Origin of the sequence: Nocardia sp. NPDC059228 (assembly GCF_042754245.1) — a bacterium.
Taxonomy (GTDB): Bacteria; Actinomycetota; Actinomycetes; order Mycobacteriales; family Mycobacteriaceae; genus Nocardia.
The window spans coordinates 183746-199280 of record NZ_JBHZAL010000007.1; the positions used below are offsets into that span (position 1 = coordinate 183746).

The following is a 15535-nucleotide window of genomic DNA, read 5'->3' on the forward strand; positions in this document are numbered from 1 at the left end:
GTCGTCTCCAGGTCCGGGCCCCGGGCCCGTTCGCCAAATGCAGGTGCGGGGTGTGGACACCGATCGGTGACCACCCCGCTCTCGCATGTCCTAGTCCCGCGTGGCGAATTCGTCGACATCGAACCCACCCGGGTCCGACAGTGGGAAGACCTCGAACTCCAGGTGCGAGGACAGCGGGTTGCCGTACAGCGCGTCGGTGAGTTCCTCGTGGCTGGCCACCTCGTAGACATTCAGCCCGCCGGACTGTCCGGCAATGATCCAGCTGTGCTTGATGATGCCACGCTTCACGAGATCGACGTGGTGTGCGAATCCCTCCGGCAGCCGGTGCCGGAATTCGTCGGCGCTGATGCCGATGGGGTGCTGCTTGGTGAAGACGGCGAAGAGCGCCATGCTCGAAACTCCTTCTGGTGCGGGTGTTTTCTATCGGCCCGGCGCGACGGCAGCGGCCGCGACGCCGGGAGTTGTGCCGTCGAGTGCGACGGGCGTCGAGAAATGCGGCAGCACGTCCTCGGCGAAGAGTTGCACCGAGCGCCGCACGACGGCCTCGGGCGCGGTGCTGGGCGGCGTCTGCAGGCTGATCGTCACGTCGCCGAACGCCTCTCTGATACGAGCGATCTGATCGACGACCTGGGCCGGCGTCCCGACTATGGTCTTGTCGGCGGCGAGCTGGGCGGCGAAGGTCCCGCCCGCGACCCGGTCGACGATCTTCTCGTACCCCTCGTACTGGGTGCTGCGGGCGGTCGACCAGCCGGACACGGCCCGGGCCAGCGCACGGTGGTTGGCGTTCGCGAACTGCTCGCCGAGGCTGCGCGCGTCGCCCGCGTCGTCGGCGAGAAACGAGCTGTAGCTCAGATGCACTTCGGCTGTGGCGGGGTCGAATCCGGCGGCTTCCCGGGCCGCCCGATACCGGGCGATGATGTCCTGCACCTTCTCCCGCGGATTGATCGACGGCACCAGCAGCAGCCCGTACCCGGCCGCGCCGGCCCGCTCGGCGGACTCCGGGGTGATCGCCGTGGCCACCAGGATGCGCGGGTGCGGACTCTGAAAAGGACGCGGCTGCAGCGTCACCGGTCCGAACGAGTGGAAGCCGTTGTCGACGGTGACGTCGGATCCCGTCCACAGCTCCACGATCGCCGCCACGGTGGCGTCGAACCGTGGCCGCGAATCATCCAGGGGCAGTTGGAAAGCCGCGAACTCGTCCGGCAGGAATCCCCGTGCGACACCGACATCGAGCCGCCCGTGGCTGATGTTGTCCAGCACCGCCAGCCGCGCCGCGAGTTTGATCGGATGATCGAACGCGGGCACCACAGCGCCGGTGATCAGCCGGATCCGCTCCGTCCGGGCGGCGACTGCGGTCAGGAAGGTGGTGGGATCCGGGCTGTAGCCGCCGTATTCGAAGAAGTAGTGCTCGACGGTCTTGACGTGGTGGTAGCCGAGCTCTTCGGCGTAGACCGCGATCGACAGCGCGTGGTCGTAGTAGTCGACCGGCGCCTGGTCGTGCGGGCCGACGGTGGGAAAGAGGTTGATGCCGAACTTCATCGCGTCACGTCCTGGAGTGCGGAGGTGGGGGCCGGCAGCGCGAACTCGGCGGCCAGCAGTTCGTAACTGCGCACCCGCGCCCGATGGTCGTGCACCGTGGTGACGACGATGATCTCCTCGACGTCGAGACTCGCGGCGAGCGAACGGATTCGGTCACCGACGCGGTCGGGCGTGCCCCAGAAGTACCGGGGCCATTCGAAGTGCTCGTTTTCGAGGATGTCGCCGTAGCGGGCCAGCTCTGCCAGCGCGGTGTCCGGCTCCGGAATCGGCCGGACATCGTTGCGGAACAACCGATTACGCACCGCGCGCTGGGCCGAGTACAGTCGTGCGGCTTCGGCCTCGGTATCAGCGACCACCGCCGTGATGGCGACGATCGGCGACCGCCCGGGCGCGAGCCGGCGGTATGCATCGATGGCCTCCCGGGTCGCCCCCGGATTGATGAAATGCGCGAACGCGTAGTCGATGTCGGCCCGGCCCGCCGACGCGGCACTCCCGGGGCTGCTGCCCAGCAGCCAGACATCCGGTGCGGGCGCGTCGAGCGGAACCGCGACCGGGGCGCGCCGCGCACCGTCGACGGCCGGGGAGCCGGCCAGATGGGCGCGCAGCTGTTCGACCTTCGCGTCGATCGACGGTCCGCGTCCGGCCTCGGGTGACGGGCGCAGTGCGAGGGTCTCGACCTCGTCGGCGCCCGTGGACCGTCCGATGCCGAGGTCGATGCGGCCCGGATGCAGGGCCGTCAGCGTCCGGAACGTCTCGGCGACCTTGAACGGGCTGTAGTGCGTGAGCAGCACCCCGCCCGATCCGACCCGCAGCGTCGAGGTCGCCGAGGCGATCGCGGTCACCAGGATCTCGGGCGCCGAGATGGCGTGCGAGTACATGGCGTGGTGTTCGGCGACCCAGTAGCGGGTGTAGCCGAAGCGTTCGGCGTGGCGGGCGAGGTCGAGAGAATTGGCCAGGGCCTGCGACTGGGGCGTGCCCTCGGGGACCGGAGCCTGGTCGAGGATGGACAATCTGATGGTCATAGCGCCTCCAGGGTTTCGTCGAGCAGGGCTACCGCATTGCGGTGCAAGGGAAATGGCGTATCCGAGGGCAGTCCGGTGCGCTCCGCGCGGCGCGTCACCGCCGCGGTGATGAGCGCGAATTTGAATCCGGCCAGCACCTCGTAGAAGGTGAGATTTCGCAGCGTCCGGCCGGACAGCGCGGCGTACGCCTCGACGGTTCGGTCCCGGTCGGGCAGCCCGTACAGTCGCTGTGCGCCGATCCCCCGGCTCAGGTACCGGTCCAGGTACAGAAACCAGGCGAGATCGCTCTCGGGTTCGCCGTATCCGGTCATCTCCCAGTCGACGAGGGCGGCGACCTCGGTATCGCGGTAGATGATGTTGCCGAGCCTGGCGTCACCCCACAGCAGCGCGTACGGCGACCGGTGAACCGGAATATTGCCCGCCAGCCACCGCTGGGCCCGCCGGATCACCGGATCGTCCGCACAGCGGTAGAAGTCCAGCGCGTCGCTCCAATACCGCACCTGCGCAGCGGGACCCAGATCGGGCAGATCGGCGGTATCCGCCGTGATCGAATGCAGTCGTTCGAGCGCGGTCAGGGCCGCCCACCAGACCGCCGTGCGTTCGCTGGGCACCAGGTCGGCGACCCAGCCCGACCGGTGGTAGGACGGAAAGTCCGGCGGGACCCGCCCGTCGACGAACTCCATCAGGAAGAACGGCGCACCCAGCACGGTGGCATCGGGTTCGACGGCCAGCACCTCGGGCACGGGCACATCGCTGTGGCGGCGGACCGCCCGCAGCGCATCGGCCTGCGCCACGATCGATTCGGTGGGATAGATCCTCTCTCCGGTGGCGCCGACCCGGATGATCGAACGGTGGGCGCCGCCTGCGATATCGCGCGCGGTCACCTGAATGGTCTCCGCCGAGAAACCGTTGCGCGGCAGCGAGATATCGACGCTGTCCGGATCGATGTCGTACCCGGTCGAGGTACGGGACAGCCAGCCCAGCACCAGATCCCGGGTGCTATTCGGCGATCGCTGCAGTGGCACCGCCATGATGTGGCCTTTCGCCGGTGATGAGCGTGGATGTCGGACCGAGCGGAACTGCGGCGATATCGACGAATCCCACTGCGCGCAGCCACGTTTCGGCCTCCGCGACGGTGTACTCGCTGCCGCCGGAGGACCACACCAGCATGTTCAGGCTGGCGAGCAAGGCCGGTGGGGTGGGGCTGACCGGATCGAGCACCGGGTCGTAGATGGCGATGGTGCCGCCCTCCGGCAGCGCCGCGTAGGCGGCGGCGATGAGCTGCTGCCGCCGATGGACGGGCCAGTTGTGCAGGACATGCCCGAAAATGAGCACATCGGCGCTGGGCAGCGGATCGGTGAAGAAGTCGCCGGGCCGGAAGGCGATCCGGTCGGTCAACCCCAGTTCGGTGATGTGGGCGTCGAATTCGGGCTCGACCTCGGGTAGGTCGAAGACCTGTGCCGTGAGGTGCGAGTGAGCTCGCGCCAGTTCCGCGGCGATATTTCCGCGCGCGCCGCCGATATCGGCGAAGGTGGTGCGCTGCGACCAGTCCAGCCGGGACAGCGCCGCGCCGATGGGGGCGTTGAGCACATCCATCGCCTCGAAGAAGGCGCGACGATCGTCGGCGTCGGTGAACAGGGTGCCGTATGGATCACCGTCCGCCGCATCGGAATTGGCCGGCTTCCCGGATTTCAGGCTGGCGGCGAGCCCGGTCCAGGCCGGATGCAGGGTCTTGTCGAGGAAACGCAGGAATCCGCCGAGATAGTGGGGACGGCCACGCACCAGATAACGGTCCGCATCGGGACTGTTCGCGTAACGACCGTGATCGGTGATGAGCAGTCCGGTGGTGGCGACGGCATCGAGGAAATCGCGCGACCATTCGGGTTGAATCCCGGTGATCGTGGTGATTTCGGCTGCCGGAAGCTCCTTGTCGGCCAGTGCGGTGAACAGGTCGAGCTCCACCGCGGCCAGCACCACCTGGGCACGGCGGGCCCCGGAGACCAGGCCGAGAATGTGGGCGGGCGATCCTCCGGAATCGGTGTTGCCGAAAGTGTCACCGGGAGCGGGGATCAGCGGTGTGGAGACGTGACTCATCGAGTCCTCCTGAGGTTTGGCGTCGGAATCGACCGTAGAAAGCGCTGCTGCACGGCTCCTGGAGGATCTCTGGAGCGTGGATCCGGCATTCGGCCGTGCGCCCGAATTGCCGGATACGCTCCCGCCGTCGCAGTGAATCGCGTTGCAAGGGAGATGATTCGAATGATTCTCGTGGTCGGAGCCACCGGTATCGTCGGCACCGCGACGGTGGGGGAATTGTCGCGGCGGGGTGCGAAGGTCCGCGCCCTGACCAGAAATCCCGGCCGGACCGCCCCGGTGCCGGGTGTGGAATTCGTGGCCGGGGACCTCGATGTTCCCCGCACACTGGATCCGCTACTGGAGGGGGTGGATTCGGTCTTCATCGCGACCTCCGGCCATCTGAAGGCGAGGCAGGACGCCACCGTGGTCGCGGCCGCGGCGGCGGCGGGCGTGCGGCGGGTGGTCACGGTCTCGTCGCTGGCAGTGGACGAGAATCCGGACGGCGCGCTCGGCGGCTGGCATGCCGCGGGCGAGCGAGTGGCCGTCGAGTCCGGCATTCCGTCGATCGTGTTGCGGCCGAACGGGTTCTATTCCAATGCATTCGCGTGGATCCCTTCGATTCTCGGCACCGGCGTGGTCGAGGTAGCGCTGCCCGATCTGCCCGCGGCCCATCTCGATCCTCGCGATATCGGGCGGGTGGCAGCCCGGGCGCTGTCCGCGGAGACCGACCCCGCCGGCGCACCGGTGCTGCGGCTCAGCGGCCCGCGGGCGGTGAGCCCGCGTGAGCAGGTGGCCGTCCTCGCCGAGGTGCTCGGCCGGCCGATCGCCGTGCGGGAGATCTCGATCGAGCAGGAGCGGGAGCGGCTGGCCCGCCGGGTGCCCGCGACGGTCGCGGACGCGGTCACCGCCGCCCGTGCCGCCGCGGGCCCGGTCCGCGGCCGGATCTTCGATGACGTCGAAATACTCACCGGGACACCGCCGATCAGCTATGAGAAGTTCGTGCGCGACCACCGGGCGAGGTTCCTCGGCGACTCGTGAGGACCCTCGCCCGGCGCCGGTCACGGGCGGGCGGGACTGCTTTCGGTGGTCTCCAGAGCGGCATCGGACTCAGGTGCGTCGATCTCCGGCTCCGCCGGGGTCGCCGCCGTCGGTATGGGCGGCGCGACGGTCCGCAGACCGAAGGTGAAGCCCAGCGCTACCACCGCGAAGACCGCGCCGACACCGAACGCGGCGTGATAGCCGGACAGCAGCTCAGCGTGCGACGGCGGGTGGCCGCCGCTGCCGGAACCGGTCCGGGAGGCAGCGATGGTGGCCAGCACCGCCAGTCCGATGGCTCCACCGAATTGCCTGGTGGTGTTGATGATTCCGGAGGCCACGCCGGCCTCGGCGGGCGCCACGCCGCCGGTGGCGGCAATGACCAGCGGCACCATCAGCAACCCCGCACCGAGGGTGATCAGGACCTGGGGGATCAGCACATGCAGCGCGAAGGAGCCGTGATCCGGGACGAACGCGAGCCAGAGCAGTCCGAGCGCGCTCAACGCGGGCGCGCCGGTCAGCAGCGGGCGGACGCCCCCGAATCGCTTGACCAGCGGCGGACCCGAGTACGCGCCGATGGTCATCGCCACCGCGCCCGGCAGGAACGCGATGCCGGTGCGGAAGGCGTTGTAGCCCAGGATGTTCTGCATGTACAGCGACAGGAAGTAGAAGTGCGCGATCACCGCCGCGCCGATCCAGAACATGACGATATTGGCGAAGGCGACCGACCGGATCTTCAAGACGTACAACGGAATCAGCGGCGCGACCGCCACCTTCGCCTCGTGCAGGGTGAACCAGACCAGCAGCGCGGCCGCGCCTGCGATCGGCCCCCAGGTCGAGGATGCGGACCAGCCATGGTTCTGGGAGTCCACCGCGCCGAACACCAGCGCCACCAGCGCCGTGGTGACGAGCACGGCACCGACCCCGTCGAGCCGCTTCCCCGCCGCGCCCCGGCTCTCACCGAGCAACGGATAGGTCAGTGCCAGGGCCAGCGCACCGAGCGGGATATTGACGTAGAAGATCCACTGCCAGCTGGCGATATCGGTCAGTACACCGCCGAGCACCGACCCCAGTGCGGCACCGGCCCCCGAGATCGCACCCCAGGCCGCGGTGGCACGGGCCCGCGCCTTGCCCTCGGTGAAGGTGGTCGACAGGATCGCCAGGGTGGCGGGCGAGAGCAGCGCACCGCCGAAACCCTGGATGACGCGGGCGATCACCAGCCATTCCGACGATCTGGCCAGACCACCGGCCAGGCTGGCGAGGGTGAAAATGGTGAGGCCGATGAGGAACACCCGCCGGCGGCCGATCAGATCGGCGACCCGGCCGCCGAGCAACAGGAAGCCGGCGAAGGTGATGGCGTAGCCGTTGACCACCCACTGCAGTCCGGCGTCGGAGAAGTCGAGCGAACCCTGGATGGCGGGCAGCGCGACATTGACGATCGAAAGGTCGAGGACGACGATCAGCTGCCCCAGGCAGAGCAGGCTCAGCACCGCCCAATCCGGCGGACGGGAAATCCGGGACCGTGTGGTGTCGAGCGACGGAGACGGTGTGGACATGGATTGGGCTCCAATTCCCTTGGACACAAAGGTGATTCGAGTCCGATGGACTCATGGGTCCAATATCTGGACTCGTGAGTCCACCGTCAATCCGGCTCCAGCGGGACTCCAGCAAGACTCCAGCGGGACTCCAGTGGCGCTGCAGATCCCGCGCACATGCTGGAGACACGTGTTCGATCGATGAGAAGTGAGGACGATCGGTGTCCGATCCAACGACCGACCCGGTAGCGGCCGGGCAGCAGTCCGAGTACGTCTTCGTGAATGTCTTGCGTCTGGCGGGTCCGGCGGAGCGATTCGAATCGATCTATGCCGATGTCGCGGACTATTTCTCGCGGCAACCCGGCTTCCGGCATTACGAATTGCTCAAATCCGAGAGCGATCCGGACGTCTACATCAATATCGCTCGCTGGTCCGGCCGCGAGGCATTCCTGCGCGCGACCTCGAATCCGGAATTCCGCACCCGCACCCGGGTCGGTGAGGTGGCGGCCGGAGATCCGCAGCTGTGCCGGATCATTCGATCGGCCGGTCGGTCGGGGTGAGTGCACTCGACGAGGTCGCCGACGACGTCTTCGCCTATATCGAGCGCCCCGGCGGCTGGTGCGTGAGCAATGCCGCGCTCGTCCGCGCTGACGGCGAATCCGTTCTGGTGGACACGCTGGGCACCGAAAGCCGAGCCCGCGGTTTGCGTTCCGCGCTGATGCGGATGGGCGCGGGCTCACCGGCGATGGTGATCAACACCCACTGGCACGGGGACCACACGGCGGGGAACGCGCTGTTCGCCCCGGCTCCGGTCGTCGCGCATCGACGGTGCCGGCCGGCGATGGCTCGCAACGGCTGGGCGGTGCGAGCCCTGTGGCCCGAGATCGATTGGGGGGACCTGCCTTTGGTGCTGCCCGGTGTCGGGGTGGGTGAGCGGGCCCTCCTGCACGCCGGTGAGCGCGAGATCCACCTGCTCACCGGGGGTATCGGACACACCGACGCCGATCTGGCGGTGTGGGTGCCGCACGCACGGGTCCTCATCGCGGGTGATCTCGTCATGCCCGGCACGACACCGTTCCTGCTGTCGGGTTCGGTGCACGGCATGCTCGACTGGATCGATCGGCTGTGGGACCTCGCGCCCGAGACCATCATCGGCGGCCACGGTGAGGTCGCCGACCGTCACGTCCTCACCGAGACCCGCGACTATCTCGGCTGGCTGCTCGCGGTGGCCCGGGACGCGATGCCGTCCGGCGCGACGCCACTCGAGGCGGCCCGCCAGGTCGATCCGGCGCGACTGGGCGGCCATCCGTGGTCGTCGTGGAATGAACCGGAGCGTTTGGTGGCTAATCTCCATTGTGCGTACGCCGAGATCGCGGACACCGCCGCGCCGATCCGCTCGGGACCGGTCCTGGCGGATATGGCGGCCTTCCTGGGGCATTCGATCCCGGCCTCCGCCTGACCTCGGCACGCCCACCCGCCGATTGCCGATGTCACCAATTCGACTGTGCCGTAACAGATTATGAAATACTGACGAAGCCTTCCGATCACGGCGAGCGGGACGATTCCGCACCCGGCGGACGCTGGCTAGCCTGTGGAATCGGATCGCATTTCGAATGAAGGAGTGTGCCCATGGTGTCAGCTTCGTCCCGGGCCGCAGTCGCGCTGGAATCACGCGTGGCGAACAAGCGGTCGGTGATCGTGGATGCCGCCACGGACTCGTTCCTCGAATTCGGTTACGAGCGAACCAGTGTCGAGGCCATCGCCGAGCAGGCCGGCGTGTCCAAGCAGACGATCTACAACTACTTCGGCGACAAACGGACCCTGTTCCGGGTGGTACTCGCCGGGGTGCGGGCAGCGGCCGATACGGCCGACGAACTCGATCCGCGCCTGCTGCGGAATCCGGACACCGTCTTCGAGGATCTGGTCACCGTGGGGCGTTTGTTCCTCGCGGTGACCCTGTCCGAGCGGGTGTCCGCGGTACGGCGGCTGATCGTCGGTGAGGTGGCGCGGCATCCGGACCTGCATCAGGTCTGTGCCGATCAATCCGTGGCGCAGGGGCCGCGGATCGCCGGATGGCTCGCCCATCGCTTCGAAGTGCTCGCCGCGGCGGGCATTCTGGAGACGACCGAACCGGCGGAGGTGGCGGGCCAGTTCTTCGCGCAGCTGTCCCACGACGGCCAGCAGGCCTCGGCCTTCGGCACCATCGCGCTCACGCCGGACCGGGCCGCGGAGATCTCGGCGCGCGCCGCACGACTGATTCTGCGCGCCTACGCGATCGAACGACCAGCGTGACCGGATTTCCGGCGCGCTGAAATCTTCATACAGCTCGGGAGCTACACATGATCAAATTCGGGGTATTGGGATCACTGCAGTGCTGCATCGACGGTGTCGGCGCAGTCCCGAGCGCACCGAAGCAGCGCCAACTGCTCGCCCTGCTGTTGATGAACGCGAACCGGGTGATCTCGGCCGACTACTGCATCGAGGAACTGTGGGAGTCGGCACCGCCTTCCTCGGCGGCCTCCACGCTCCAGACCTATGTCATGCAGTTGCGCAAATGCCTCGGCGAACACAGCTCGAACCTGGATCGGGGCGAGTCCCGGCTGGAGACCCGCGAACGCGGCTACCTCCTGCATGTGGGTCCCGGGGAATTCGATGTCGACGTCTTCGAGGACAAGGTCCGGCTGGCCCGGATGGCACTGGCGGCCGAGGACGACGACAGCGCCGACAGCGCGCTGCGCGCGGCCCTGGCGGTGTGGCGCGGCCCGGTCTTCACCGACATCAAACCCGGTCCGGTGCTGACCATGTGGGCCACCAGCCTGAACGAGGTGCGGCTGTCGATCCTCGAACACCGCATCGAGGTGGATCTGCGGCTGGGCCGTCATCGCGAACTGATCGGTGAACTCAGCGGCATGGTGCAGCGCTCGCCGCTGCTGGAGAGCCTGCACGCGCATCTGATCATCGCGCTCTACCGCTCCGGCAGGCAGGCGCACGCGCTGCAGGTGTACGAGCGGTTGCGGCACCGGCTGGCCGAGGAGCTGGGCCTGGAGCCCACCCCGGCGCTGCAGCAACTGCACCACAAGGTGCTGCGCAGCGCCCCGGAGCTGGCTCCGCCACCGAAAATCGTCGCCGCCTCACGCTATTCGGCCGAGCTCATCGCGGGTCGACTACGACCGCAGGTGGATTCGCTCTGCGGCTGAAGCCGGACCGCGGCGAGCAGGGCCCGGGTGACATCGTGCTGGGGAGTGTCGAAGACCTGGTCGACACTCCCCTGCTCCACGATTCGGCCCGCGGCCATCACCGCCACGGAGTCGCTGAGGTGCTGCACGACCGCGAGATCGTGCGAAACGAACAGCATCGACAGTCCCCGTTGGGCTTTCAGATCCGCGAGCAGATCCAGGATCTGCGCCTGGATCGTGACGTCCAGGGCGGAGACCGGCTCGTCACAGATCAGGACGGCGGGATCGGAGGCCAGGGCGCGGGCGATGGCCACCCGCTGGCGCTGCCCGCCGGACATCTCGCCGGGCCGCCGCCGTTCGAAAGTCTGTGGCAGACCGACGGAATCGAGCAGGCTCAGGATTCGCTTGCGCCGATCGGCGGCGCTGCGCCCGCGCGCGGGCAGGGCCTCACCGATGATCCGGGTGACGTCCCAGCGGGGATCGAACGAACTCGCCGGGTCCTGCCAGACGACGCCGACCTGCGGACGCCGGGCCCGGCGGGCCCGCTCGGGCAGGGCGCTCCAGGGTTGGCCGCCGAGGGTGACGGTGCCGGCGTCCGGTCGCAGCAGGCCGAGAACCAGTGCGGCGGTGGTGCTCTTGCCGGAGCCGGATTCGCCGACCAGGCCCAGCGTGGTGCCGACCGGCAGCTCGAAGCCGACCTCGGTGACGGCCGCCACCGACCGGCCGCGGGCCACGCGGAACGACTTGCACAACCCCGTCACGGACAGGGCGGGCGGGGCGGATTCGGTCCCGGCGGCGGGGCGGGCCGCCGGTTCCGATCGCGCGGCGGCCCGGCCGTCCCCCGACAGCGGCCTGCCTCGTTTCTCGGGAGTCGGGACCGCCGCCAGCAGGCGGCGGGTGTAGGGGTGCTCGGGTGCGCCGAGAACCAGGGCGGCCGGGCCCTGTTCGACAATGCGGCCCTCGTGCATGACCGCGACCCGGTCGGCGATTCCGGCGACCACCGACAGGTCGTGACTGACCAGCAGCAGGGCGGTGCCGTCATCGCGCAGGGCGGCCAGCAGTTTCAGTATCCGGGCCTGCACGGTGGCGTCGAGGGCCGTCGTCGGCTCGTCGGCGATGATCACCTTCGGCCGCCCCGCGAGGGCGGAAGCGATCAATACCCGCTGCCGCTGTCCGCCCGAAAGCTGGTGGGGGCGCAGGGTCCTGCGCAATTCCGGATCGTCGATACCGACCGATCGCAGCAACTCGTCGACCCGGCGGGCGCGGTCGGCCGCGGAGTGCGCGAGCCGGTGCGCGCGGAGCGTGTCGCCTACCTCGGCCGCGACCGGCCGCAGCGGGTCGAGCGAGATCAGCGCGTCCTGCAAAATCAGCGCGATCTCCCGACCGCGCACGGAACGCCACTCGCGCGCGGACAATCGATCCAGATCGATATCGCCCAGGCGCAGGGACCGGGCGGCGACCGTCGAACCCGGTCCGGTCAGGCCCAGCAGCGCGCGGGCGGTGACGCTCTTGCCAGACCCGGATTCCCCCACGATCGCCAGGCATTCACCGGCCGCGAGCTCGAACCCGATGCCGCGCACCGCCGCTACCCGGTCACCGCCCCGGCCGAAGGAGACGTGCAGATCATCGGCGTGCAGAACGGGCAAGGCCGCCCTCCCAACGTTGTTGCAGTGCCCGGCCGAGCACGGTGACGGTGACGACGGTGAGGGTGATGGCGGCTCCGGGCGGAACAGCCACCCACCACGACTTGGACAACAGTTCACGGCCCGCCGCGAGCATCGAACCCCATTCGGGGATGGGCTCTTTCGGGCCGAGGCCCAGGAAACTCAGGGCCGAGCCGATCAAGATCGAGCTGCCGACGCCGAGGGTCGCCAGCACGACGGTCGGGCGCAGCGAGTTCGGGACGATGTGGCGCACGATCCGATATCCGGGCGAGCGGCCCAGCGCGATCGATGCCCGGACGTAGTCGGCGTTCCGCACCACCAGGGCCTGCGACCTGACCAGCCTGGCGTACGAGGCGGATTCGGCGATGGCGATCGCCGCGATCAGGCTGCCCGCCCCCTGCCCGAGCATCGCGATCACCAACAGCGTCAGCAGGACGCCCGGAAACGCCAGCACGATGTCCAGCCCCCGCGCGATGACGGTGTCGATGAGCCGGCCGCCGAGCGCCGCGCACAGCCCGATCAGCGTGCCGCCGAGGACGGCCAGCAGGGTCGCGGTGAGACCGACGAGGATCGAATAGCGGGCGCCGAAGACAATGCGCGCGAAGATGTCTCGTCCGAGCTGATCGGTGCCGAGGAAGTGGTGGCGACCGGGCGTCGCCAGCGCCTGACCCAGATCGACTTCGATGGGCGATCGCGTCGCGATCCAGCCGGGCACGAGGACACAGGCCGCCAGCACGACGGCGACGAGGCCGGGCAGGAGCAGCCGCGCATTCGGCGTCGCGGTCACCGGGCCACCTCCGAGGGCGTCGCCGAGCGCGGATCGATGACCCGGTAGGCCAGGTCCACCACGGAATTGACGGCGATGAACAGTAGCGAGCCGGACATGACCAGCGCGATGACCACCGGAAAATCGTGAGTAGTGACCGCCGACAACAAGACTCGCCCCAGACCGGGGCGCGCGAACACCGTCTCGACCAGCACCGCGCCGCTGAGCAGACCGCCGACCAGCCAACCGCTGACCGTGACGGCGGACAGCAGCGTGTGCCGCAGCGCGTGATGGATTCGGATGTCCAGCTCACCCAGCCCCCGGGCGCGGGCGCTGAGCACGAACGGGGACAGCATGACCGCGTCCACGCCGTCCCGCATCACCTGGGCCAGCAGCGCGCCGATGGGCACGGCCAGAGTGGTCGCGGGCAGGACCAGGGCCGCCGGACCGGACCCGGTCGAGGGAAACAGGTGCAGGCGGAACGAGAGACCCGCCAGCAGCAGGGTGCCGGTCCAAAAGGTCGGCGTGGATACCGCCATCAGCTCCAGCGCATGGGCGATCGCCCGCGGCGCGCGGCGTGTCCCCGAGGTCGCGACCACCGTGACCAGCGCACCCGCGACGCCGAGGGTGATGGCCGCTGCGGCGAGTTCCAGTGTCGGAGCGAGTTGTTCGCCGATCACGTGCAGTACCGGCTGCTGTCTCTGGAAGGACTCGCCGAAATCGCCGCGGGCCAGGCGGCCCAGATAGTGCAGGAACCGCTGCGGCAGCGGCTCGTCCAGGCCCATCTGCGCACGGATGGCGGCGAGGGTCGCCGGGGTCGCGGGCGCATTCCCGAGCATGGCGTAGGCCGGATCGCCGGGCACGAGGGACATGGCGAGGAACGTCACGGTCGCGACCCCCGTGAGGATTCCGGCGATTCCGAGTACCCGGCGCAGGATCGCACCGGCGACGGTCACCAGGGCGGCCATCAGTTCAGCCACGCATCGTAGAAGACCGGGTACGACGCCGGGGCCGCGGCGATACCGTGCAGCCGGGTCCGGGTCGCGACCTGGCTGGCGGGCACGAAGATCGGAACGAGCACCGCCTGATCGATGGCCCAGTGCTGGGCGGCGGCATAGTCCGCGCGCTGCGCGCCCGCGTCGAGGGTGCGCGCGGCATTGCCGACCCACGCGTCTACCTGCGGGTCGTTCACCCACGAAATATTCTGTCCCGCCATGGGTTTGGCGGTCGAGAGCAGGAAGCTGCGCATGATGTCCGGCGAGTTGGATGACCAGCTGGTGTCGAACAGGTCGTAGTCGCCGCGCGCGACGAGCTGGAAGAGCTCACCGGTCTGGACATTGGTGCGGACGATCTCGATGCCGACCTTCTTGGCCGAGGCGACGATGGCCAGCCCGACCAGGCCTCGATAGTTGGATTCGTCCTGTGCCTTGGTGGTCGTCCAGTTCGCGCGGAGCCGGACGCCATCCTTGACCCGGTAGCCCGCTGCGTCCCGCTGGTTCCACCCGGCCTCGTCGAGCAGCCGGTTGGCCTCGTCGGTACTGTAGTTCCACGAATTTTCCAGTGCCGCATCGTAGAACTGGGTGGCCGGGGTCAGGATGCTCCACGACCGGCTGTAGACGCCGAAATAGATCGAGGACAGGATCGAGTCGACATCGGTCGATACTTGCAACGCCCGGCGGACGCGTGGGTCCTGCCACGGACCCCGCCGCGTATTGATGTAGACGCCGTAGCCGGTGCCCTGTGCGTCGTAGCGGGTGTACCGAAGCGAAGGATCCGACTTCAGGTCGCTGACGTTCTGCGCGGGCACCGACAGCAGTCCGTCGACCTGGCCGCTGGTCAACGCCCCGATGCGGGTCGAGTTCTCCGGCACGAAACGGAACTCGACACCATCGAGGCGCGCGGGCCCCGCATGCGCCGAAGTCTCAGGGGCCCAGTCATATCCGGCGAACTTGGCGAGGCTGACGCTCTGCTGCGCGGTATGCCCGGCAAAGGTGAACGGACCCGACCCGACCACGTGATCGCAGAGCTTGCCGGCGTTGTCGGCGAAGTTCTTCGGCGACTGGATACCCAGGGCGGTGGTGCTCGCCGCCGCGAGGAACGGCTGGAATGGCTCGGTGAAGGCCACTTCGACGGTGTGCTCGCCGATCACGGTCGACCGGCTGTACGGTCCCAGCAGCGTTGCCGCCCATTGGGATTTGGTGTTCGGATCGACGATCCGGTCGAAGTTCGCTTTGACCGCGGCGGCGTCGAGCCGGGTGCCGTCGTGGAACACCACATCGTCGCGCAGGGTGAAGACGTACCGCGTCAGGTCATCGCTGATCGTCCAGCTCTTCGCCAGCCACGGGTGGAAGGTGTTGTCGTTGCCCTGCGCCACCAGGGAATCCACCACACCGCGATCGATCAGGGCGGTGGCGTCGGCGGGACTCACCCCCGGGTCCAGGCAACTCGGCTCCGAGGGCAGCGCGAAACGCAGCGTGCCGCCGGCCACCGGCGGCCCGTCCGATCCCCCGCCATCCGTACCCGGGGAGCAGCCCGCGACCAGCGCGGCAGCGGTCAACAGGGCGGCCAGCGGCCACACGGTTCTACCCATCATGGTTCGCAGTGTTGTCGCCGCTGATGCAGCCGCACTCCGGCGCCGCTGGAGGAACGCTGGAAAGCGTCCGGCGCTTGCTGGACAGCGTTGCGCGGCAGTCGTTTTGCTGGATCGCGTGAATACGCGAGACAG

At 68.7% G+C, this 15535-nt stretch carries 15 protein-coding genes; 5 read left to right on the forward strand and 10 right to left on the reverse strand.

What is annotated here, in order from left to right:
* Positions 1–90 precede the first annotated feature (90 nt).
* Genes ACFXKA_RS14660 through ACFXKA_RS14680 form a run of 5 tightly spaced genes read right to left on the reverse strand, consistent with a single transcriptional unit; the run spans position 91 to position 4655 of the window.
* Complete coding sequence (locus ACFXKA_RS14660) at positions 91–390, reverse strand: muconolactone Delta-isomerase family protein (RefSeq protein ID WP_354838102.1); 300 nt, start codon at positions 388–390, stop codon at positions 91–93.
* Positions 391–420: 30 nt separating this feature from the next.
* Positions 421–1539, reverse strand: coding sequence for an LLM class flavin-dependent oxidoreductase (locus ACFXKA_RS14665; RefSeq protein ID WP_379427581.1), 1119 nt, complete (start codon positions 1537–1539; stop codon positions 421–423).
* Positions 1536–2561, reverse strand: a complete 1026-nt coding sequence (locus ACFXKA_RS14670) for an LLM class flavin-dependent oxidoreductase (protein ID WP_379427582.1) — start codon at positions 2559–2561, stop codon at positions 1536–1538. The genes ACFXKA_RS14665 and ACFXKA_RS14670 overlap by 4 nt, the downstream gene beginning before the upstream one ends.
* Positions 2558–3592 carry a phosphotransferase family protein gene (locus ACFXKA_RS14675; protein ID WP_379427583.1) on the reverse strand — a complete coding sequence of 345 codons (1035 nt, stop codon included), beginning with the start codon at positions 3590–3592 and terminating at the stop codon, positions 2558–2560. Before ACFXKA_RS14675 ends, ACFXKA_RS14670 begins: the two co-directional genes overlap by 4 nt.
* Positions 3561–4655: a methyltransferase gene (locus tag ACFXKA_RS14680; protein WP_379427584.1), complete on the reverse strand. Its 1095-nt coding sequence runs from the start codon at positions 4653–4655 to the stop codon at positions 3561–3563. The genes ACFXKA_RS14675 and ACFXKA_RS14680 overlap by 32 nt, the downstream gene beginning before the upstream one ends.
* 162 nt (positions 4656–4817) lie before the next feature.
* On the opposite strand from ACFXKA_RS14680, the gene ACFXKA_RS14685 reads away from it, so the two are divergent.
* Positions 4818–5672, forward strand: a complete 855-nt coding sequence (locus tag ACFXKA_RS14685) for an NAD(P)H-binding protein (RefSeq protein WP_379427585.1) — start codon at positions 4818–4820, stop codon at positions 5670–5672.
* Positions 5673–5692: 20 nt separating this feature from the next.
* Here the strand turns inward: ACFXKA_RS14685 and ACFXKA_RS14690 are convergent, their stop codons facing one another.
* Positions 5693–7225: an MFS transporter gene (locus tag ACFXKA_RS14690; RefSeq protein ID WP_379427586.1), complete on the reverse strand. Its 1533-nt coding sequence runs from the start codon at positions 7223–7225 to the stop codon at positions 5693–5695.
* Positions 7226–7425: 200 nt separating this feature from the next.
* Between ACFXKA_RS14690 and ACFXKA_RS14695 the strand changes: the two genes are divergently transcribed.
* The 4 genes from ACFXKA_RS14695 to ACFXKA_RS14710 all read left to right on the forward strand — a co-directional run bounded on the left by ACFXKA_RS14695 (position 7426) and on the right by ACFXKA_RS14710 (position 10401).
* Positions 7426–7764 carry an antibiotic biosynthesis monooxygenase family protein gene (locus tag ACFXKA_RS14695; RefSeq protein WP_354838088.1) on the forward strand — a complete coding sequence of 113 codons (339 nt, stop codon included), beginning with the start codon at positions 7426–7428 and terminating at the stop codon, positions 7762–7764.
* Positions 7761–8663 carry an MBL fold metallo-hydrolase gene (locus tag ACFXKA_RS14700; protein WP_379427587.1) on the forward strand — a complete coding sequence of 301 codons (903 nt, stop codon included), beginning with the start codon at positions 7761–7763 and terminating at the stop codon, positions 8661–8663. Before ACFXKA_RS14695 ends, ACFXKA_RS14700 begins: the two co-directional genes overlap by 4 nt.
* Positions 8664–8833: 170 nt before the next feature.
* Positions 8834–9496 (forward strand): TetR/AcrR family transcriptional regulator, encoded by a 663-nt coding sequence (locus ACFXKA_RS14705; RefSeq protein WP_379427588.1) that lies wholly within the window; start codon positions 8834–8836, stop codon positions 9494–9496.
* Between the two features lie 47 nt (positions 9497–9543).
* Positions 9544–10401, forward strand: a complete 858-nt coding sequence (locus ACFXKA_RS14710; protein WP_354838082.1) for an AfsR/SARP family transcriptional regulator — start codon at positions 9544–9546, stop codon at positions 10399–10401.
* Here the strand turns inward: ACFXKA_RS14710 and ACFXKA_RS14715 are convergent.
* The 4 genes from ACFXKA_RS14715 to ACFXKA_RS14730 are packed head-to-tail and all read right to left on the reverse strand — an operon-like array spanning position 10341 to position 15403.
* On the reverse strand, positions 10341–12026 hold the full coding sequence (locus ACFXKA_RS14715; protein ID WP_379427589.1) for a dipeptide ABC transporter ATP-binding protein: 1686 nt from the start codon (positions 12024–12026) through the stop codon (positions 10341–10343). The two genes, ACFXKA_RS14710 and ACFXKA_RS14715, sit on opposite strands and share 61 nt — an antisense overlap.
* Positions 12004–12831 carry an ABC transporter permease gene (locus tag ACFXKA_RS14720; protein ID WP_379427590.1) on the reverse strand — a complete coding sequence of 276 codons (828 nt, stop codon included), beginning with the start codon at positions 12829–12831 and terminating at the stop codon, positions 12004–12006. The genes ACFXKA_RS14715 and ACFXKA_RS14720 overlap by 23 nt, the downstream gene beginning before the upstream one ends.
* A complete protein-coding gene (locus ACFXKA_RS14725) occupies positions 12828–13790 on the reverse strand; it encodes an ABC transporter permease (RefSeq protein WP_354838076.1) in 963 nt (320 codons plus the stop codon). The genes ACFXKA_RS14720 and ACFXKA_RS14725 overlap by 4 nt, the downstream gene beginning before the upstream one ends.
* Positions 13778–15403 carry an ABC transporter substrate-binding protein gene (locus ACFXKA_RS14730; protein ID WP_379427591.1) on the reverse strand — a complete coding sequence of 542 codons (1626 nt, stop codon included), beginning with the start codon at positions 15401–15403 and terminating at the stop codon, positions 13778–13780. The genes ACFXKA_RS14725 and ACFXKA_RS14730 overlap by 13 nt, the downstream gene beginning before the upstream one ends.
* Positions 15404–15535: the final 132 nt, after the last annotated feature.